This window comes from Streptococcus sp. 5905 (assembly GCF_013276505.1).
In the GTDB taxonomy this organism is placed as follows: Bacteria; Bacillota; Bacilli; order Lactobacillales; family Streptococcaceae; genus Streptococcus.
The window spans coordinates 286,061-308,316 of the sequence record NZ_VMLC01000001.1 but is presented as its reverse complement, the minus strand read 5'-3'; the positions used below and the strand labels follow the sequence as shown (position 1 = coordinate 308,316).

Here is a 22,256-nt window from a genome sequence, read left to right as displayed (position 1 = left end):
CATCAGACATATTTTATAATATTTCTTAGAAAATAATGATTGGAGAATATCGTTGAAAAAGTTTATATTGGCAAGTGCTGTTGTCCTTTCAATAGCAGGATTGACACAGGCACCTATCTATGCGGAAGAAAACAATGCTAATCCTCCTGCTACCACCGAGCAAAGCAACTCTAAGGAAGATAAGAAAGATCTTTCAATTAAAAATGAAGAGGAGACTACAACACTTCCAAAAGACAAGGTAAAAGAAGAAGCCCCTAAAAAAGAAGGATGGCAAGAAGAAAACAAACAGTGGCATTTCTATGAAAACAATCAGCCTGTCCTCAAATGGAAAAAAATTCAAGATAAGTGGTACTATTTTGACCAGGAGGGAAATCGACTCAGTGATACCATCTTTGATGGCTATGTTCTCAATAAAGACGGGGTCATGGTAGAAAATGGCTGGGTAGCTCTTGAGGGTAAATGGTACTACGTCAGTGAGTCTGGAAAAATCATCCAACAAAAATGGAAAAAAATCGGAGGAGTTTGGTACTACTTTGACAAAGATGGCGTCATGCTTAGTCAGACAATCGTTGATGGTTATCTCCTTACTAAAAGTGGGGCTATGGCGGAGAATGGCTGGGTAAAGGTTGACCAAAATTGGTATTATGTCACACCATCTGGCAGAATCTCGCAAGACAAATGGGAGAAAATTAATGGTTCATGGTATTATTTTGACAAAAACGGCGTGATGCTCAGCAAAACGACCGTTGGTGCTTACCTGCTCGGCAGTAGCGGGGCTATGGCGGAAAACTCCTGGGTGAGAATCAATGAAAATTGGTATTACGCTAATGAATATGGGAAATACAGCCAAGACAAATGGGAGAAAATCAAGGGAACTTGGTATGCTTTTGAACAAAATGGTGTCATGCTTTCCAATAAATGGAAAGGAAGCTATTACCTAAAATCTAGTGGAGCCATGGCTGAAAAAGAGTGGATCTTTGACAAGGCCTACAACAGTTGGTTCTATCTAAAAGCGAATGGAACCTATGCGGCTCGTGAATGGATTGGAGCTTACTATCTCAAGTCTGGTGGCTATATGGCCAAGAATGAGTGGATTTATGACGACTATTACAAGGCTCGTTACTATTTGGACGATAGCGGACATTATGTATCAGGGACCTATAAGATCGACGGCAAGGAACATTTGTTCCAAAAATACGGTCAATGGATTTCTGAAGTTTCAACAGAAGGTGGATTTGTAAAAGGTCAATACAGCAATACCATTTTCCTAGATCCTGGGCATGGTGGTCGAGATTCAGGTGCCTTTTACTACAATGTAGCTGAAAAAGATCTCAACATGCAAATCTACCGTAAACTTCGCGCTAAGTTAGAAGAACTAGGCTACAAAGTCCTCACATCACGTGACAGTGATATCGATGTTGATTTTAAGACTGAGCGTTCAAGAATGGTAAATAAAACCAACTCTGATATCTTTATCAGTATCCATTTCAATGCTACTGGAAACATTCACTCAAAAGCGAGCGGTATTCAAACCTACTCCTATAGCGATGAACCTGACTATCCAAGTAAGATTAATAAATACTGGCACAACCATCCTGATCGTATGAGCGAAAGCAAGCGCCTCGCTGCTGCTATCCACTCCTCTCTCCTAGCAGAAACAGGAGCCAAGGATGCTGGCTTATTGGAAAGTAGCTTTGCCGTACTACGCGAAACTGCCAAACCGGCCGTCCTCCTAGAACTTGGTTATATGGATAATTTCACTGAAAATCAACGGATTCGTGATGATCGATACCAAGATAGACTAGTCGCAGGTATTGTGAAAGGCATCCAAAAATACTACGCTGGTAAATAAAAACAAAGTCTCGAGAAACCTCGAGACTTTTCTACTTGTCTTCTTTTTTATCTTTATCAGGAAAGAGGTAACCAAGTCCTACACAAGCTAGCACACCGGCTCCAATCACCAAACCACTTGAAATTGGCAAAAGATCCAAAATGGCATTTGCAATGATAAAGGCAATAATCAAGCACATCAGACTAGCCTTGTAGTCTTTTTTCAAAAAGTTTTCTAGAGTGAAATAGAGGAACAAACCTACTGGAATCAATGACCAGAGGTTGACATCCAAACTTGGCCATCCAACATAGCCAAAATACAATACTAGCGCTGCTGCTACTAAAAATACAAGTCCCAATAATTTTTTCATTTTTTGTCTCCATTTTCTTTTTTAGGAACCTGAATTGTCTGACATTAACACTTCACGCCCTTTACAAAAATCATTATAGCAGAGGATTTTTTCAAGAACAAGCCTTTTTGTCTATCTGGTCTATATCTCTGTCTAAGTGGTTGAATAGTAGTAATAAAAGAAAAAGAAGCCCTAATGGACTTCTTGATTTTGCCGATTGCAGGGCTTTTTGTTATCCCCTCATTTTTATATTTACTAATACTCTCTTTAAAAGCCTTCTGAGTAACTTCATTATATTCATCTATATTTCTTGTACGAATATAATCACCATCTTCTAACTCAATTTCATAATCTGAATCAAGTTTTAACTCAAACGGAATACTTCTCGTCAACACACTTTGCTTCAAAAACAACTTCACAGCAGTTGTCATGTCCAAGCCTAACTCATTAAAAAGGGCAGTTGCTTCTTTTTTAATTCATCATCTACCCTAACAGCAATTTATGACATGGCATTTCCCCTTAATTTATTTTGTATATCTATTGTATTACTTTTACCAATGCATAACAAATTTATTCCCTAGTAAACACAGACTTTAAATTTAAACTTGCAACTTCTTCTCTAGCGCTTGCGCCAAAACTTCTGAATAGTTAATCTTTTCTCGATCAGCAAGACGAACTAACCATTCAGGAACGGTCACATTCTTCCTAATCGCCTTATTACTTCTCACAAAAGGTGCAGGATCTACTTGAATCATTGACACAAAACCATCTGAAACTTCAATCTTTAAAATATCACTTGGAGTAGGCAGCGCCATCCCTTCATCGATATAAGAAGCTAAAACATTTTCAAGCATTTCACGAGCATTTTTCATCGCTTCCTCGATATTTTTTCCTTCTGTACCACCACCAAATTCTGGAAATTCTACCCAATATCCTGTTCCTTCTTTATGAAAAATAGCTGGATACGTTTTTAACATTCTACTACCTCCGATATGAAAAGACTTAGGAATGTAAGACTTACAATCCTAAATCTTTGAGAATCTTTCTTTCCAATCCTCTTCCTAAATCTTCATTTCCATGAACTGGAATCGTGACAAGATAAGAAAAACCCTCTTTCTTAAAATGATGATGACTTCCCCTTTGACGAACTTCAACCCATCCATTCTCAAGAGCTAGTTTCACCATTTCTTTACCTGTAAGTGGCATATATTATTGTTACCTCCTTACACCTACTATTATACGCATTATGTGTATATTTGTCAAACTAAAACAGACTACTTTTCTCAATAACTACAAAATAAAATAGACCAGTTTCCTGATCCACTTTATTCTATATTCATTAACTTTTTTGGTCAAATTTTGGTCACACTTTGGTCAAAGAGTTCAAAATACTAACCTATTTTAAAAAGCTAACTTGTGATGATTGCCTTTAAACTAACACTTTGAATATCCTTTGCTTTTCTTTACATTTCCCAAAATGCCGATTGCAAGAATTCTAGTTATTTCAGTAAAACAAATTAAATAATAGCTTGATGAATTTAAAGGAATTTTAACAAAATAAAATTACAAATAAAATTCAATTTGGTACAAATAGGGTTTCTTCGTAAGGCCTAGTTTCACTTTATATATTTTAGATTACTTTAGCTAAAACCAAGGGAATTACAAATCTATACAATTGATGTACTAATAATACTCTTTCAATAAACTGATATGTCACCCATAAAAAGAGAACGCCCATATAAAACAGGATATTCCTCCGCTTGCCAAACAAAATTATATTTTGCTTTGGGATATAGAAATAGGTATCAAAAGCTTTTTCAATCAAAAAGTTTGTACTAAGTAAATCTACTATAACTGGTATAGAGTATTTGAACACAAATTAAAATGGGAAGTTAGATCTTGTGGGAATGCTATATCCTCAGGACTTTCAATATTGAATTATAAGTAACCGCTAGCATCTTCTTAGTCAAAATGAATCAAAGTATGACTCTAATCAACTATAATTTGAAAAAAGAAACGAGGAAAAACTTCCAAAATAGAATTAATTCCTCGTTTTGATTTATATTTCGAGTATCGGGACAGCTTTTTCCAGAGCTTTCCAAACCTGGTTCTTTTAAGGTGTTAGCTATTCATCACACCTTATATTTGACAACTATGCCAAATAACCATAATCAATACTTCATTATTTAATTATTTAACCATTAAACTAAAATTTATAGAAATACCTTTGAGAAATTTGTTTTGGTTAGTTTTGAATATTGTCCTTTCTCTTCTTTAAACTTATTCCTAGATTCGCCATTGCTAAAGCAATAATACCTGTCAACTCCCAACTGTACCCATATTGACTACTTGTTTTTGGTAAATAATCCTTAGCTAGTACCGTCGTCTGCTTTTGAGAGAGAGGATCTGTAAATGATTGATTCACTTCTATTGTCTCTAACTTCTTCTTTATCAACATAGAAATTTCGTGATGATTTGTAGTTTCAAAATTATTCTCAATTTTTTTCTCCTCAACTGGTATGACACTTGAGATATCTGTTATAACTTTAGTACCTCGATAAATCTTCTTAGATTGTGGTTCAACTCGCAAAACATCCTTCTCAGTTCTTGACTGCAATTTGCCATCAACATAAATCTCAGTGATCTCAACCACAACTTGTCCGTTCACGGCAGCAACTTCTCGAATCTTACCTGTATCAAGACTTGGATCATCAAGATACTCAATTTTATCAGTTGTGAGGACACGAGTTTCTTGGCGAACTTTGATTTCAATATTAGCCTCGGGTTTATCATTTTCAATTGGGGCAACATCTGGAACTTTAGCGACCACTTTAGTACCTCGATAAATCTTCTTAGATTGTGGTTCAACTCGCAAAACATCCTTCTCAGTTCTTGACTGCAATTTGCCATCAACATAAATCTCAGTGATCTCAACCACAACTTGTCCGTTCACAGCAACAACTTCTCGAATCTTACCTGTATCAAGACTTGGATCATCAAGATACTCAATTTTATCAGTTGTGAGGACACGAGTTTCTTGGCGAACTTTGATTTCAATATTAGCCTCTGGGTTATCATTTTCAATCGGGGCAACATCTGGAACTTTAGCGACCACTTTAGTACCTCGATAAATCTTCTTAGTTTGTGGTTCAACTCGCAAAACATCCTTCTCAGTTCTTGACTGCAATTTGCCATCAACATAAATCTCAGTGATCTCAACCACAACTTGTCCGTTCACGGCAGCAACTTCTCGAATCTTACCTGTATCAAGACTTGGATCATCAAGATACTCAATTTTATCAGTTGTGAGGACACGAGTTTCTTGGCGGGTTTTAACTTGTTTGGCTTCCACCCACTTAGCCCATAGCGTTTTATTTCCAACTGAATTAAAGAGGGTATTGTCAATCTTTTCCCCTATAAAGTGTGGGTTATCATACCATCCTTCAAAAGTATAGCCATTACGAGTTGGACTTTCCAAAGAAACTTCAACATCAGTTTGATATGTAGAAGGCAAATCATGAGTAACACTACCACCCCCTAAGTTAAAAGCGAGGGTATAGGTCTTAGGTACTAATTTAAAGTCAATACCAGTCTGAACAGGCGCAACAGGAAGCCAAGCAGACTCTGCTGAGGCATATCCCTCTTTAGAAACCTTGACTTTCCAAAGGCCCTCAGGAACATCCCAAGCATACTCACCATTCACGTTTGTTAAAACTGGGTTAAGTTGAGAATAGTCATCAGCATTCCAGACTTTTTCCTTGCCATCAGAATCCTTAAAGTAAACTGTCACTTGGACACCAGATAGAGTTTTACTTGTTACACTATTGATAACTGTACCAGATGGATCAATAACGTAGTTTAGCGATTCTGGAAGAGTTAAGAGATAGTCTTTAACTTCAACAAGGTCAGTAATTGAAGAATGATTACCCCTATCTATAAAACGTGATTTGGAAGAACGATAACCTCGATCTAAGGTATAGAAGAATGATGTTAAATTATGTACTTCAACATCTGAATTATGAATAGTTTTTTTGAACGGTACTTTAACATCATTTGGCATCTGCCCTATTGTTGCAGCACCATTGATAAAGTCTATTTTATCAACCAAATAACGTGTAAACATCTTGCCTTTCGTTGTCGCTCTATCAAGACTATCTTGCCTATTATTAAAACCTGGACCATTAAAATTAACAACTCTTCGTAATTTATCTTCAATATCAGCTAAGTTATCATCCTCTAAAATCCAGTCTCCAGCATTAGCTGCTTGATATCCTCCCAATGAGTGGCCTGTGATATAAATATTTTCAAAGTGAGGATAATTTAACTTGATTTCTTCAATGATTTTCCTAATCTGGTACTTTGCTGCTCTTTCTTGAGGATTTCTTGCATTAGGAACAAGTTTATTCCCCGGAAAGGCTTCATTTACTTCTTCACTTCCCCTAAAAGCAACAATGATATTCTTTTTATTTTTATCAATAAAGTATGACACTGTGGAATGATAGTCGCCAACAAATTTATCATCTCCTGCTATCTCAGGTTCCTTAAAAGCATTTTGCAGTTGTTTAACAAATATCCAATTAGAGAATAGTCTCTTATCCGTATATGTAAGATCTAAATCATAGAATTGATAGCTCGGTTTTTTGTCTCCGTTCAACGAATCAAAGTTAAAATATGATAGTCCCGTTTCTCCATTTTTAGGCAACAATTCTTCTAATCCTTTTGGAGATAGATAAGCCAAACCCGAAAATATCAACAAATCTCTATCCGATACATCCCAATTATCATTATTTGTATCAGCAATTACAGGATTATCTTCACTAATTACAAACTTGTCCGTCTCTTTAACTTTGTCCGAATCAATCAGACCATCTCCATCACTATCTCGGTTGGTCACTGTTTCAACTTTGATGACAAAATCTTTTGGAATGAAATCATCCCCAATACCAGCTCCCTTAAAAAAACCTTCATATTTAAACAAATGAGAATTAGATTCTCTCCTTAAATATACAAACGCATCTTTATTATCTCGTGATGTTTTTATAGAAACTCCAGAAACATTTTTATCATTTTCCAACTCAAGTTCAAACTCAAATTTTTCTCCAGGTCGGAAAATTACATTATTATTCGCCTTACCATCAACTAAATTGAAGGATTGTCCATGATGTTTCATAATGAATGATTTTAGACGTGGAGCGGAAGATCTATAAAAAATTGTTTTTTCTTTAGAGAGGTAACTATCTGGTGAAATTTCCGAGATAACTTTTAAATAAATTGGATTTGAAGAATTGTAGTCACTTGAGAATTGAGAAACATTTATTGGCAATACTATTCTATAACTACCATCCTCTTTAGAAGTTGTTTCTGGAATGTTTTCATACGCATGATTGACATAGAATTTCACTTTGGTATTTGGCTTGGTCCTTCCAAAAACTGTTAGTGAATTAGAAGAAATATAATCATTAACATTCACTGTCAAATAAGGGATTTCTTCATTAACGTGCCCTAGAAGCTCAGCTCTTTGAATACCGTTTTCCTTGTAACGAACTTGTGCAACAATATCTAAATAAGCTAGTTCTTCAACTGTCGTTTTAACATTAAAGTCAAAAGTTCCTTTTGACAATTCTATCCCCTTCAATGTTAAAACATTTTTGTTTGTTCCTGAAATTCTACCATCCTTAAAAATGGGATTTTTTGAATCAAAGCTTACCTTATCATCAGGTAAAGTGATAATAATCTCAGCATCTGAAATCTTACGCTCAGCAGTATTTAATTCGTATTCTAAACGAAGTGAGAGATTTCCTGACAATTTTAAATTCTGAGATGTAGTTCGTAAAATAGCTTTTGTCACTATACTATCATTATAATGTTTATACTCATCTCCTGCTTCTACTGTCTTAAATCCATTGGCTTTTAAATAAGTTTCAGCATAAGAACCTGATACAACATGAAATGTTACCTTATCCTTGTTTGCAATCAGTTTCTCACCAATTTTTGTAACACTTGCAGGAATATAAACATTTTCCAAGCCTTCCATATTAACAAAGGCATTTGTATCAATGCTTTCAACCTTATCTGGGATAATAAGTTGATTCATGTTTTTGTTACCTTCAAAAAGATAACCATTTAAAGCTTTCAACTCAGATGGTAGCTTGATACTCTTAATATTAGAGTTAAATCGAAAAGCTCCATCTCCGATTTCACTGACAGTATCTGGAATATCAAGATACTCTATCTCCGTTGATTCAAAAGCACGTGAATCAATTTTAGTTAAACCATTAGGTAAAATAACATCTTTAAACCCTTCTAGAGAGTTTCCATAACCAAACGTTTCAACATTTTTATCTGTACGCTTATTATTTAAGAAAGCATATTTCCCAATTTCCTTAATTCCAGAAGGTACGATAAATGTCGTTAAACCCGTATTTTCAAACATACCGTCTGGTATGCGGATATCCTGAAATTTATTCCGCAGTTCATTCAATCTCTTACTACCATCGAAGGCTCTATCTGCTGTTATTATTTTTTTAGGAATATTAACACTGTCTAAGGTTTTAATATTTCCAAAGGCAAACTCTCCTAGTTTTTCAACCGTATCTGGTAAAGTTAAGAACGTCAGACTTGTTCCATCAAAAGCATGATTTCCTATTTCTGTAAGATTAATATTATCTTTAAATGACACTGTTTTTACAGGTGTCACACCCTTAAAAAGATAGTCCGATACTTTACTAACATCACCCTCAAAGCTAACAAATATACTCGCTGGCTTTTCTTTCGATATTTCATCATTATAGTAATTTTCGTAAGAAAACGGTGAGATAGTGCTATAATTATAATAGTTATCAATATTTATATTTGACTTGATTTTTACAACTCTAAGTTTGCTACTATTCCCAAACGCAGAACTTCCTAAATATTTTAAAGAAGCTGGTAAGTCTATTAACTTCAACTGATTGCCAACAAAAGCTGATGAGTCAATTCGTTGAAGCCCTTCCGACAAGGTTAGAACAGACAAATTAGTATTATAAAAAGCGCCAGAATTAATTTCCTTGATATTACTTGGAATTTCTAGATTAATCAACCCAGTGTTAGCAAAAGCATTTTCAGAAATAGTTTCCAATCGCTTAGATAGGATAACGCCTGTTAGTGAATAATTATTCTCAAAAGCATGCCTACCTAAATAATTCAAACTATCAGGTAGTTTGACTTGCTTCAAGCCAGAATAAGCAAATGCACTCTCACCAATAGATTCCAATCCATCGTTTAATACAATATCAGTTAAATATTCATTCTGAGAAAAAGCTGAATATTCAATTTTTTTAATGGTAGATGGAAGAGTAAACGTTTTAATCCCAATGTTTTTCAAAAGACCCGATGGAATAGTTTCACGACCATCTTCCAAAATCACTTTTTCAAGTTTCTTGCTATTTGAAAAAGCTTCATATCCACTTTCAAGACTCAATGGAATATTCACAGAAACTAGGGTGGAGATTTCACCAAAAGCTCCTTCTTTTAATGTCTGTAATTTAGAAGGCAGAGTAACTGTTGTCAGTTGTGTGCCTGAAAAAGCGTTTTGTCCAACTGTTATTAAGTTACTTGGTAATGTAATACTCTTCAAAGGAGTATCAGCAAAAGCAATACCGCCAATTCTTGTGACTGATTCAGGAATAGTGATTTTAGAAATGTTTGTTTTATAGAAAATTTTGCTTGAAATTTCTTTCAAATTTGCAGGTAAAGTGACTTTAGTAAGATTTTCAGCAGAAGCAAAGGCTCCGTAACCAATCCTCTCAACACTGTCTGGAATCTTAATCTCTTTAAGCTTTGTGTACGCAAAAGCAAATTCTCTAATTTCAGATAATGATGGAGGTAAGGTAATTGTTTCCAAATCAGAATAAGCAAAAGCTTCCTTTCCAATTTTTATAATACTGCTTGGTAAACTAAGAGTTTTTATACCTGTTTCTCTAAATAAACCACCAATAATTTCAGAAATCCCATCTTCAAAGGTCACTGTTTTTAAATTTTTAGCTCCAGAGAAAATACTACTGTTACTGTAATATGGAACATCCCAAAAGTGACTATAAATTGTAGAGGTCATAACGTAACTGCCTTCACTTTTGAGGGATTTCGGAATATACACTGACTCCAGTGATTCAATACTAAATGCACCACTTCCAATACTTTCTACTTTATTGGGAAGAATAACTTTTTTTAGTTTCGTACCAGTAAAAGCATAACGATCGATTGTTTTGAGATTATCTGGTAAATCAATAGAAGTCAAACCAGTCTGGTAAAATGCATAATGGCCTATACTGGTAACATTTTCAGGTATAGAAATATCATCTAGGATACTCATTTTATAAAATGTCGCATCTCCAATTTTCTCAAGACTTTTAGGAAGGACCAATGATTTGATAGCTGTTCCATCAAATGCACTTCGGTTTTGATACCCATCAGAGTATCCCTTAAGCTCTTTCAAACCTTCTGAAAAAGTTATCTTGCTCAATTCAGAATTATTTATAAATGCAGTCCCGAGAACTTCTAATTGACTTGGAAGAGCTACTTCTTTTAAGTGATTATTTGAGAAAGCTTCATCACCTAATTTTTTTAAATGAGCAGGCAAAATTACTTCAGATAAATTATTATACGAAAATGCCTTTTCACCTATCTCTTCTAAACCAGTAGGAAGGACCACTTCTTTTAGCCCTGTATTACGGAAAGATCCAATTCCAATTTTCTTTAGAGTACTTGGAAGTAAAACAGATTTTAAATGTTGATTGTTTTCAAAAGCATAATCACCAATTTCTTCCACACCTTCTGACAAAACGAGTCTTTCAATTTGAGTATTTTGCAAAATACCATTTGGAATTTTTTTCATCGAAGCAGGAATTACAATCTCTTTTAGACCAGTACTTGAAAACGCTCCTTCTCCAATAGTTTTAAGGGTAGATGGTAAGGTAATTGTTGATAATTGTTTATTATTTGAAAAAGCATTAGATCCGATTTCTTCAACTCCTTCTGGTATAACAAAGCTAGTAATACCTGTATTTTCAAGCAATCCATCAACAATTTTTCTAGTACCTGATTTAAAGTTTATTGACTCTAAATTTTTGCTCCCACTAAAAGCATATTTACCTTCAATTAAATTACTACCTATCGTAGCCGAAGTCAATGTTTCAATATGTGCAAATGCAAAAGCTCCAAGATTCTCTACACTTGATGGTAAAAGAACTGTCTTCAGACTTGTCTTTTCAAAAGCAGAATCACCAATTTCTTTCAAAGTTGATGGTAAATTGATACTACTAAGTCCTTGTTGATTATAAAAGATTATAGAAGGTAATCTTGTAACCCCTTCCTCAATAACAACCGTTGTTAGCGGACTGGAATCAAAGGGGCTAGCCCAATATTCCCATTTTTGATGAATATCAGAGGTTACAGTAACTTTTTTTAATGTAGAAATTCCAGAAAATGCATATCCGTCTAAATAGTATAATTTTTCTGGTAGATAAATTTCAGATAAATGGGTTCCACTAAAAGCTCTACTTCCTATTTCAGTCAGATGTTTAGGTAATACAATAGATGTCAAACCTGACTGATAAAAAGCTGCTGCACCAATATGCGTTACACTCTCTGGCAAATCAATATTAGTAAGACTTGTTGTGCCAGAAAAAACGTCATTCGAAATTTCCATCAAATTTTTAGGGAGCTGAATGTCTGATAACCTACTATCTCCTGAAAAAGCTCCTTCTTTAATTGTGGTAACTCCATCTGATAGATTAATTTTTGTTAACGCCTTGTTATTAGCAAAAGCATATCTTCCAATTATTTTTACACTAGAGGGTAAATTGAGCTCTTCTAAACCGGTATTACTAAGAATACCATCTGAAATTTCAACAGTGCCCTCCTCAAAACTAACTTTTTTAAGATTTTCATCTCCTGAAAAGGCTCCGTAAGCGCTTATAACAGACTTAGGTATGGCTACTTCTGTTAACGCCTTGTTATTAGCAAAAGCATTATCACCGATATAAGTTAATCCAGAAGGTAATTCTACTTTAGAAAGCGATGTTCCTTCAAAAGCTGATGATCCTATTCTTTTTAAGGTACTAGGTAAAATTACTTCCTTTAGTTTCGTATTATTTTTAAAAGCATCATTATCAATGACAGTCATCCCTTCTGGAATTTCAATACGTGAGGCACCACTGGCATTTAACTCTTTAAAATAATCTAAGCGCTTTCTATTTTCTTCCTCAACTGTTTCACCTATCTTACTGTCTTCAGAACCAGTTAGAACAGGTGCTCTATCATCACCAATTGAACGTTCTAAAGCTCTATCAGACGCCACCTCTGGTAAAGACACATCTTCAGGGGCATTTTTATTAGCGATTTGAGCAGTAACGCTTTCTGATGTTGATGACTTACCAGTAACTAGGATTTCATGTTCAGATACTGGCGATTTTTTTTGACCTTTTTCAATATCTGTAACCTTCTCAAACGACGATACTTCTCTTTTTGCATCAGAAGAGTTCTCACTAGAATAAGGTAACACACCTTCGTTAAACTCTGTTTCTGCTATTTCAGCTATTGGACTGTTTTCTGTAATAGCTGTCGAAGGAGTTGGAGTCTCATCCGCAAACACAACTGAATTTCCAAATAGCATGCTAGTACCAACTAACACTGCACCAGCAATAGTTATCCATTGACCCGTCCGACGTTTTCTAAGTTTTAAAACTTCCTTCATTGATATTCCTCCTATAATGAATTAATAAATTTATAATTTTTTGACAATATTTTTATTACAAAAAAGATTTTTTCTTTGTAAAATCTATCCGAATACTTCCTTCTTAAAATCGGCCAAATCTGTACTATATGAGCATATGATTGAAATTATTTGTGAGATAAGAATCTCTACTGTAATTGTTTTAGGAAATTATATTCCCATTTACACAACCGCAAAATATAGTTGTAAAATTCACAAAAATCTTGGTAAAAATTACTACATACTAATAAATATTTATCACGTCCGTAAACTTAGTTACATAAGTTGGCAACAAAAAAATTTTATTACCTTGTATAAAATCAATAGTACATTGATTCAACAAACAGAAAAGCTAGCCCCTAATGTTATCATAAACTTTACATCATAAAGATATGAGGTCTTTAATGAGGTACTACTGATTCTTTTATACAAGCTAAATTTATCCATAAAAGAATTTTTGCTGAAAATATGACCATGACCTCTCACAGTCACTGTTAATACTAAAGCAAAATAAGGGATTTCTCTAGTAGTGAAAAAGAGGTTAGATCAAATTAAACAATACAAATATAGAAGAATGACGATCACAACATGTTCTATTGAAATATACTTGGTCTTATTTTTCTTTCATTAAGATTATGAAGCATTTGACTATAGCTACTTCCTATCTTGAACTGATTACAAATAGAAACAATCAAATTTCGAAAAATCTTAGAGCTATTAAATTCTATATCAAGTGTTCCCAAATCACACTATTCTGTCTAAAATAATCTTATAATTTAAACCTCTTTATTATTTTAGCATAATCCTACAAACTATAATAAACTATTCTGTGAAAATATGTTTTCAGAAAACACATTTCGTGATATTATCCATCTTATGTAGCTTATTTCGTCTTTAAGAATATAATTGCCTGAAACATTAGTCACATACGACTATATTAAGTGCCATTTTTAGGTAATATCAAGAATTTGCCGAAAACTTTAGATTATAGGAATAATAAATATTACTTTCATCACTTCTATTAGTCTGCAACCATAAGTGAAGCGCATAGCAAAATTAGACACATAATTTTAACTTTTGGAGTGTTTCGTCATGAAATTACCTTATGAGGAGAAAGTATAAACTTACGTACTTTAAAAAATATAGCCCGAAGATATTAAAACAAGAGCGAGTATGACTGAATAATGAACTTAGAATTATCAATATTACCACTTTCATTTTTCAACATTATAGATATGTACAAGATATCCCAAACAATGCCACTGTCAATAAGGAACTAAGAAAGTTTCTAATTAGAGACTAGATATCTCACCAATTATTACCACAAAAGGGGCACGACATACTTACGGTAGTTATCTATGGCATAACCAAATTGATTTAGGAATGATTGCTAAAAACTTGGGACATAAAAATATTTCTATGTTGGTTGAAGTATATGGTCATACATTACAAAAGAAAATAAAAAATGAATTTGATAAGGTTAGAAAACTTTTATAATTTTTTGGTACAAATTTTGGTACAAAAAGTAATTTAATATCAAAAAAAGCCCGTCACAGCAGGCTTTTAATTGCATTATTTGATGCCGATTGCAGGGCTTGAACCTGTGACCTACGCGTTACGAGTGCGTTGCTCTACCAACTGAGCTAAATCGGCGATTACCCTTTTAGTATAGCACTCTGAGAGTAGATGTCAAGAAATTTTTATCTCCATTAGAAAAAGCTTGTCTTGAGACAAGGCTTTGAGTTTCTTCCCTCTTACGAACCCGCACTTTCGTAGGCATCCAAGCCCTTATCCCATAGTTTCAAAGAAATGACAAAGAAGACAAGAGAAATCAGAATCAAACCACCGATATTAAAGAAGACATCCTTGTCCTGCAAGAAATAGCTGGCAGGATAGTAGGCCGTAAAAGCAAAAGGCACGATAAAGCTAATCAACCAACGAAGAGCTGAATTGTAAATGGAAATCGGGTACTTAGCAAAGTCATTAAACATATAAAAAATGTAAATCATAGCACCTGACTGCTTGGTCCAAAAAGCGATGCTGGCAGTCGCGATTTTCAAGGAAGTATAAATCAAGGTCGCAAAGGGAATACAAACTAGGAAAAGCAGGAATTTGGGAAGAGTCCAAGCAATGCTAGACACCGTTGTCGCTAATAAAATGCCACCGACCAAAAGTTCGCCCAAGGCATCAATCTGAAAGGTCTCAACTAGGATGTGAAAGAGAGGATTGATAGGACGAGTCAGGTATTTGTCAAACTCTCCCTTTCGCACCAAGCGCTGCCCCAGTGCCCAGAGATTGTCAAAAAAGAGATGATCCAGTCCCTTGGGAATCAAGGAAAATCCATAGATAAAGGCAATCTCTTGAAAGGTCCAGCCTTCTAGCGAGGGGATGTGTTGAAAGATGACGTTGAGAAACAAGAGGTTCAAGCCTTGGGTCAGAAAAACTCCAAGCACACCAACCACAAAATCAACCTTATATTCCATGATTTGCTTGATGTATTGTCTGATAAAAATCAGATGCATGCGTTGATATTTTTTCATACTAACCTCCCTGAATGGTGATGAATGACTGGACTCGCTTCCAAATCAACTGAGACAAGCCCAGCATCACTAAGAGCCAGAAAAACTGGAGCAAAAGCGCCTGAAGAATCTGACTGGCATCGTATTTCCCAACAATGATCATGACTGGAGTGTAGATCAAAGATGAAAAAGGCAAGAAGGAGAGAATATCTGAAACCACTTTGGGAAAGAAAGCCAAGGGTATCAAACTTCCAGACATAAAGGCCACTATGGAAGTCTTAAGTAGATTGGAACCCCATAGATTTTTAAACACAAAGGCTGAAAATCCAAAGCAGATATTAAAGAAAAAGTTAATCAGATAGGCCAGCGTTAAGCTAAAGAGATAAAGGACAGTTGATCCCAGCACTTCTACAATACCTTGTCCAGAAAGGATTTTCATCAAGACAATAACACTTAAAAATGGCAGTCCAACAGAGATAAAAATCAACCACTTGGAGCCAAGCTCGGTGAAGAGATAAGAGGCCGCAAAATGCACTGGTCTCAACAAGCGCATGATAATGGATCCATCCTTGACCTCCTCCCCAATCATAAAGGAACTATCAGACCTAGTCAAAAGATTGGTCACAAAACTCATGATGATGTAGAGAGTGATATCTGCCATACTGAAGCCCTGAATCAAAGACTCCTGCGAGGAATCAAAGACTGCCTTCCAGAGATAGAAAGCCACAAAAGCCCCCATGACATCGCCAATCCGATAGAGAATAAAGTTGACTCGATAGGTAATCAACTCCTGAATCCCTGCATTGATAAAGGGTTTATAACGTCTCCACAATTTGACCATCTTAGAGCTCCTTTCGGTAGAAGCGACGGATAATATCCTCAATATCCGTGTCCACCATCTTCAAATCACGGATTTCAAAATCAGACAGGGTTTGCTTGATAATATCAGCCGACTGGTAGCGGGAACTATCGAATTCAATATTAAGGCTATTTCCTTGTCTATCAATGGTCATATCAGGCAGGCCTTCATAGTGAGAAAGGAGATGACTTTGACCTGGCACCAGTTCAAAGGAAAGTGTCTTCATCTTGCCAAAGGTTTCCTTGAGCTGACTAACCGTTCCATCAAAAATCTCCTGCCCCTTGTCAATCATGAAAATCCGATCACAGAGTTGCTCAATATCACTCAAGTCGTGAGTGGTCAAGAGGATGGTTGTTTCTTCCTCTTGATTGATCTGGGTAATGGCGCGACGAATGTTGTCCTTGACCGAAACATCCAAACCAATGGTCGGCTCATCTAAAAAGAGAACCTTGGGATTGTGGAGCAAGGAAGCAGCTATATCTGCCCGCATCCGTTGCCCCAGTGAAAGAGTCCGCACGGGGTCCTTGATAAATTCCTTCAAATCCAAGACTTCATTTAAAAAATCCATGCGCTTATGAAAGAGCGAGTCCGGCACATCGTATATCTCTTGCAAAACCGTGTAGGTCTCTTGCAGTGCCAAATCCCACCATAGCTGGGTGCGTTGTCCAAAGACAACCCCAATATCCTTGACATAGTCTTGGCGATTGTCCTGCGGAATCTTGCCGTTAATCCGACAAAAACCAGATGTCGGTTTCAAAATCCCTGTCAGCATTTTGATGGTTGTCGACTTCCCAGCTCCATTTGCGCCGATAAAGCCTAGAATCTGCCCCTTGGGCACCTCAAAGGTCAAATCCTTGACTGCTTCAAAGGTCTGCTTTTCGGGATGAATAAAGGAGCGCAAAGCCCCCTTCAAGCCTGGCTCCTTTACTGTCTTCACAAAATTTTTCTGAAGATGTTCCACTTCTATCATTGCCATATCTATCTCCCTATTGCAAGGAATAGCAACATTGTATTTTTGACTACAAATATTCTAAGTCCTTACTTTCTAAACTTTCTAATTGTTATTCTTACAGAAGGCTTTATACCAACCTATTATAGTCCAATAAAAACTAGAATGCAAGCGTTTGCCTATAGATTATGAAATTAGAGATTTCTCTCTTAAAATAATATTTTTGAATCAAAAATTCTGGTTTGATAATTTCTTTAAAACACCAAAAAACCTGCCAAAAGGGCAGGTTGTATTAAAAGTGATTTTACCTCAAATATTCAATTTAATCAATACATTCCCCATTTTCATTAACTCTATACCCGTCTATGATAGTGCTAACTGCGAGTTCTCCTGATGAATATGAATAATACCATTTTTCGCCAATTTGATACCAACCAGTTACCATTGTTCCGTCTTCTTTTAAAGAATACCATTTTCCTGAATCTTGAATCCAACCTGTCGTCATAGTTCCATTATCTTTCAAGTAATACCCGGCATCATTGTATTTTAACCAACCAGTTACTAGGACGCCATCATCACTTAGATAGTACCAAGCACCATTATTTTGATTCTATCCTGATTCCGATGAGTCTTGAACATCATTTATTACTTGGACAGCCTCAATAATTTCCTTCAACTCGACCCGCTTTCTATCTTTTATGACAGACTTAATTTTTTCCTCAACAAATTCTTTAGCAAAATTTCGACTGTTCTCTTTTTTCTGGAACATATTTTTTAATAAATCTTCTAAATGTTCATTAAACACAGCTTCTTGAATTTTATTAAATTCTTCCTGAGATAAAGAAATTACCATCACAAGATCAATAAATTCTTCTTTTAATTGAGCAAACATTTCCACACGATCGTCTTCTATAAATTGATCCGCAATTGCTTTTACTCCAATCCCTCCCGCAATTCCTCCTATAATCGCACCCGCTAATGCTCCTATTGGTCCAGCAATTGCATCAAATTTAATCGAGGTCAAATTACCTCCTTTGGATATCAATTTTGCCCCCCTATAAATAATTCTGTGAATACATTTGAAATAAAAAAGAATGCTGATAAATCAACATTCTTTTTATGTAAACATAGAAAAAAATAGTCTTTTTTGTTTCTTTAACTACCAGAAAGCTACCATGAACTTAACTAAATTAAGATTCTTATATTTAAAAAATTAATTTTGTGCTTTATCTATATTTTTTATACATTCATTATAGCTTTCTATATAATAATACGAACTATAAAACTTTGAAAATTTTAAATATTGAATAGCTAAATCATACTCCTTTTGTACTCTTAGTCCCTCACCGTAGAGAACTAAAAATTCAATGGGAAGTACCTTTTGGTTGTCAAACAATATAACATCTTTCAAATTGTTTTCAATAAAATTTGTTATTGTAAGTTTTTCATTTTCTTTTTTCTGCATTTTATATTCAAGTGATAGTATCAATAATCGATAATCTTCATATTCTCTTTCTCTTTTTTCTTCGATTAGACGTAATAATTTTTCAAAACTATCTTTCATACCAAGTTCTGTTCTTATTATCAATTGACCAAGTAATTTTATTTCATCTATTTCAGATATTGTACCAATTAAAAATTCATTTGGTAAATATTTTTGCTCTAAAAGTTCAAATGAATTATCAAAATACAGATAATAATTAATTTCATCTTTTTTTACTACTGTCAGTATTTCATCGTATAAACTAAACAATCTATCAACTGCGAAGTATATTGCAAATAATACTGTAAAAACACTTGTCATATCCTTTATTTGTTCACTAGAATACAACACGGTGACAAAAACTAAAATGTAGACAACAGCTTTAATTAGAGTTTCTATACGCGGATTGTTTGTTTGAAATTGTATACCGAATCTCATTATTAAAACAATTACTAATAAAAAACAGATTGCAAATGGAAGGTTAAACAAGATAGAAAATATAAAGGGAATCACAAAACATGAAAAAACCTGGACAAAATTTTTTATCGTATCCATGATTGTGTCTGAGTGTTCATTATCTTGCGAAACTGTGAATGGTCTTACATATAGAAGTAAATTACATAAAAACCTATATATATTACCCTTTCCAAATTGTGTTAATGTGATTGCAATAATAAGCACCCCAATAGATATTGTAAATTTGTATTCCCCGAAAAGAATTACTGAAGAAATAATCATTAAAATACTGCTAATAATCTGGTTCCTAAAACTTTCTCGATTAAACAACTTACCAGAAATCCAAAGTGGAATAAGAGAAATAAGTAATCTGACAAGTAATTCTCCCAAAATATTCCCTAAATCTGAAAAACTCTTAAATTTAAAATCAGTAAATCCATCAATAACAATCCAAGAGCACTTACCTAAAAAATAATTTAGAATAGATTCCGCATTTCTAGCTAGCACAAGAATATTCGAAATAAAAAATTTAATAATATCTCCCAAAAATATTTCCCAAAGAAAATTTATAGTACCACCCATATAGGCAATTATAGTTAATATCATTAATCCCGATATTAAATCTTGTTTTAAAATATTACCATCACTCATTCTTAATATTCTATTTCTTATTATTTGAAACCAATTATTTTTTTCAAAATCCATATTCTTCTCCTACTGTAACTTTTCCCAATCATCACTTATTTTATAATTAGACTGTTTCCATGAATCTTTAATTTCAAATATTTTATATTCTTTATACTTATCATTTGTATCAAAATAAGATAATCTAACTTCATCAAAGTCATGAAAGTCTATATCTTTCCCTTCTATAATGAATTCCAAGTCATATCTTTTTATTTCTCCTGCATCAACTAAGAATGAATATGAGCCATTATCTCCCAAAACAGTTCTCCCAGAATGCGTTGACTGTTTTGTTTTAGAAACAAATTTTCCAGCCGAATATAAAGATAAATTTAGATTTCTCACAATCTGTCTAGTTCCTTTTGTATTATGAATTTCAATCCATAGTGGTAGATCAAAATATAGTACATCATTTTCTTTATAAAACCCCCAAGGATTTGATGTCATTTTATTGTAAACTGTTTTATAGTAAATATTGGTTTCCCCTTGTTCCATCAAATGCTTCTTAATATATGCTTGTATAAGCAGAGTAATAGATGAAGATATTATTGAAATAAATGCACCTAATAACGTCGAATTATTCAAAAAGTAACTTAAGAACTCACTCATTGTTTTCTCTTTTCCCATCATAATAAATTTTATCTAACAATGTTTCATTTACTGTTTGTAGTTCCTCACTACTAATACATTTCACATCAATATCTAACTGGTCTAGTTCACCAAACGTCGATTCTAAATCTAGCAATATGTCTATCAACTTTATTTTCACATTACTTAAGATATTCTCCAAACTAGCTTTATTTACTACTTGTTCTAATGTATAACACTGAATACCACCTTTACTTGCACTATAAACCATTGGGGCAAATTCAATTAGGTCATAGCTCATTTTAATTGATAAATTACGTTCAATCGTACCTATACCATTAGTAATTTTCCGTTCTCTTAAAATTTTTTTTATTTCATCTGTAAAAAATGATTCTGACAGTGGTACTGACTTAACTGTAAAATTTCCATTTATCCCTGAATATCTTATATTATACGCAATACCTTTCCTATACTGAGGAATTTCATCATCTATCTTATATCCTCTTAACTCATTTTCAATCCATTTTTGCAAACTTAAATTATTTAGTGAGTATGTAATTATTTTTAATCTTAACAGTGCATTTTCTAAACTAATATTATTTCCAGCGATATCTCGAATTAATTGACTTTTTGTCATTCTCTCTCCCTTTTTTTAATGATTCTGTTTCAAATAATTGAAAATCAATTTGGTTAATAAAAATCCATACAATCAGGCAAAAATAACAACTGAACAAGAAGTTAACAAGAACTTCATGATAGTTCACATACAATAGAAAATCGAATAAATTATTTTGTAAATTTTCATTCTTAAATTCTATTTTGCTAATCATAGGAAGAAATTCTTTATTTACGTTTTCAACGATAGATAACAAATTTCCATTAGACAGAAATAAAAATACCAACACGAGTTTATTATCTTTTAAAAACCTGATATATCGTGATTTATAAATTTTATAATGAGTATTTTTAAAAAATGAAAAATTAAATTGGGTATTTAATCCTACCTCTTCTTGTTGTTTTTTACTTTGTTTTATATATTTAAAACACAAACAACAAGAAGCAAAAAATGCCTCAAAAAAAAATTAAATTAGTATATTCCCAACCAGTAGCTGTGATGACTACAATATCAACAAATAGTTTAGCAAATGCGAGAACTAAAAAATTTATAACCGGACGCACATATTTATCATAAACACTACTCATATTTTCTCTCCTTAAGGTATTGCTCTACCATATTATATATTTCGTTTTTATCTTCATCTGTCAAATCATATTCTCTAAGCAATCTCACAATTACTTCAACTCCGTCATATCTTCCATTTAATGCTTCCGTTGTGGTATTAAAAATATCAGCTAGTTTTTGGATTGTTTCGTACTTAGGATTTCTTCCCCCATTTTCCCACCTGGCATATTGAGCTTGTGATACCCCTAATCTTTCTGCAACTTGAGCTTGAGTTAACCCATTTTTAAGCCTTTCTTTTTTCAAATTATCTTTTAGCATATTTAAGCTTTCCTTTACTTTTTTATTGACTTATAACCAAAAGGATAGTATTATATTTATAACTAAATGGTAATATATTGCCGTGTACTTAATAGTATAATTGCAAGCTAATAAAGCTCTACTAAGCTATTTTGAAGCTTTATTATAAAATCACATTAATTATACCAAAATGGTTATATAAAGTCTATGATAATCAATGTTTAGCTTATGATAAAGTTTTCGTTAATTACTGTCAAAGCTAGGAGACAAAGACGAGGGAGTTCCCGGAGGGAAATCTCCCAATGGCT

Annotated in this window: 15 protein-coding genes, 1 tRNA gene and 3 pseudogenes; 2 read left to right on the top strand and 17 right to left on the bottom strand. The window is 33.9% G+C overall.

Annotated elements, in window-relative coordinates; all coding sequences use genetic code 11:
* Positions 1 to 52: 52 nt before the first annotated feature.
* The gene (locus HT680_RS01435; protein WP_173257708.1) at positions 53 to 1,852 is read left to right on the top strand and encodes an N-acetylmuramoyl-L-alanine amidase; all 1,800 of its coding nucleotides are present in this window, start codon (positions 53 to 55) and stop codon (positions 1,850 to 1,852) included.
* Between the two features lie 31 nt (positions 1,853 to 1,883).
* Here HT680_RS01435 and HT680_RS01430 read toward each other — a convergent pair whose 3' ends face one another.
* The 5 genes and pseudogenes from HT680_RS01430 to HT680_RS01410 form a co-directional block, all read right to left on the bottom strand.
* Entirely contained in the window at positions 1,884 to 2,201 is a 318-nt protein-coding gene (locus tag HT680_RS01430; protein WP_173257705.1) for a hypothetical protein, read from the bottom strand.
* 44 nt (positions 2,202 to 2,245) lie between these two features.
* A pseudogene (locus HT680_RS09095) lies at positions 2,246 to 2,679 on the bottom strand (type II toxin-antitoxin system RelB/DinJ family antitoxin).
* 100 nt (positions 2,680 to 2,779) lie between these two features.
* A complete protein-coding gene (locus tag HT680_RS01420) occupies positions 2,780 to 3,157 on the bottom strand; it encodes a type II toxin-antitoxin system HicB family antitoxin (RefSeq protein ID WP_000921490.1) in 378 nt (125 codons plus the stop codon).
* Between the two features lie 40 nt (positions 3,158 to 3,197).
* Positions 3,198 to 3,386, bottom strand: coding sequence for a type II toxin-antitoxin system HicA family toxin (locus HT680_RS01415; protein WP_001131504.1), 189 nt, complete (start codon positions 3,384 to 3,386; stop codon positions 3,198 to 3,200).
* Between the two features lie 1,039 nt (positions 3,387 to 4,425).
* Complete coding sequence (locus HT680_RS01410; protein ID WP_173257703.1) at positions 4,426 to 12,912, bottom strand: leucine-rich repeat protein; 8,487 nt, start codon at positions 12,910 to 12,912, stop codon at positions 4,426 to 4,428.
* A gap of 1,168 nt (positions 12,913 to 14,080) precedes the next feature.
* Between HT680_RS01410 and HT680_RS09270 the strand changes: the two are divergent.
* Positions 14,081 to 14,427 (top strand): annotated as a pseudogene (locus tag HT680_RS09270) (tyrosine-type recombinase/integrase); the annotation flags it as partial.
* Positions 14,428 to 14,510: 83 nt separating this feature from the next.
* Here HT680_RS09270 and HT680_RS01400 read toward each other — a convergent pair.
* From HT680_RS01400 to HT680_RS01360, 12 genes and pseudogenes are all read right to left on the bottom strand, one after another.
* Positions 14,511 to 14,583, bottom strand: a tRNA-Thr gene (locus HT680_RS01400).
* Between the two features lie 101 nt (positions 14,584 to 14,684).
* Complete coding sequence (locus HT680_RS01395; protein WP_173257701.1) at positions 14,685 to 15,470, bottom strand: ABC transporter permease; 786 nt, start codon at positions 15,468 to 15,470, stop codon at positions 14,685 to 14,687.
* Between the two features lies 1 nt (position 15,471).
* Positions 15,472 to 16,290 (bottom strand): ABC-2 family transporter protein, encoded by an 819-nt coding sequence (locus tag HT680_RS01390; protein ID WP_173257699.1) that lies wholly within the window; start codon positions 16,288 to 16,290, stop codon positions 15,472 to 15,474.
* Between the two features lies 1 nt (position 16,291).
* A complete protein-coding gene (locus HT680_RS01385; protein WP_173257697.1) occupies positions 16,292 to 17,284 on the bottom strand; it encodes an ATP-binding cassette domain-containing protein in 993 nt (330 codons plus the stop codon).
* A gap of 295 nt (positions 17,285 to 17,579) precedes the next feature.
* Positions 17,580 to 17,762: a hypothetical protein gene (locus tag HT680_RS09085; protein ID WP_240146440.1), complete on the bottom strand. Its 183-nt coding sequence runs from the start codon at positions 17,760 to 17,762 to the stop codon at positions 17,580 to 17,582.
* Positions 17,761 to 17,861 (bottom strand): annotated as a pseudogene (locus HT680_RS09225) (N-acetylmuramoyl-L-alanine amidase family protein); the annotation flags it as partial. The pseudogene HT680_RS09225 and the gene HT680_RS09085, both read right to left, overlap by 2 nt.
* A gap of 6 nt (positions 17,862 to 17,867) precedes the next feature.
* Entirely contained in the window at positions 17,868 to 18,281 is a 414-nt protein-coding gene (locus tag HT680_RS09075) for a hypothetical protein (protein WP_240146439.1), read from the bottom strand.
* A gap of 189 nt (positions 18,282 to 18,470) precedes the next feature.
* Positions 18,471 to 19,901, bottom strand: a complete 1,431-nt coding sequence (locus HT680_RS01375) for a beta-carotene 15,15'-monooxygenase (protein ID WP_173257695.1) — start codon at positions 19,899 to 19,901, stop codon at positions 18,471 to 18,473.
* Positions 19,902 to 19,910: 9 nt separating this feature from the next.
* Positions 19,911 to 20,489: a hypothetical protein gene (locus HT680_RS01370; RefSeq protein ID WP_173257693.1), complete on the bottom strand. Its 579-nt coding sequence runs from the start codon at positions 20,487 to 20,489 to the stop codon at positions 19,911 to 19,913.
* On the bottom strand, positions 20,482 to 21,105 hold the full coding sequence (locus tag HT680_RS01365; RefSeq protein ID WP_173257691.1) for a hypothetical protein: 624 nt from the start codon (positions 21,103 to 21,105) through the stop codon (positions 20,482 to 20,484). The genes HT680_RS01370 and HT680_RS01365 overlap by 8 nt, the downstream gene beginning before the upstream one ends.
* 434 nt (positions 21,106 to 21,539) lie before the next feature.
* Complete coding sequence (locus HT680_RS09220; RefSeq protein WP_275690348.1) at positions 21,540 to 21,671, bottom strand: hypothetical protein; 132 nt, start codon at positions 21,669 to 21,671, stop codon at positions 21,540 to 21,542.
* A complete protein-coding gene (locus HT680_RS01360) occupies positions 21,664 to 21,969 on the bottom strand; it encodes a helix-turn-helix transcriptional regulator (protein ID WP_084857093.1) in 306 nt (101 codons plus the stop codon). The genes HT680_RS09220 and HT680_RS01360 overlap by 8 nt, the downstream gene beginning before the upstream one ends.
* Positions 21,970 to 22,256: the final 287 nt, after the last annotated feature.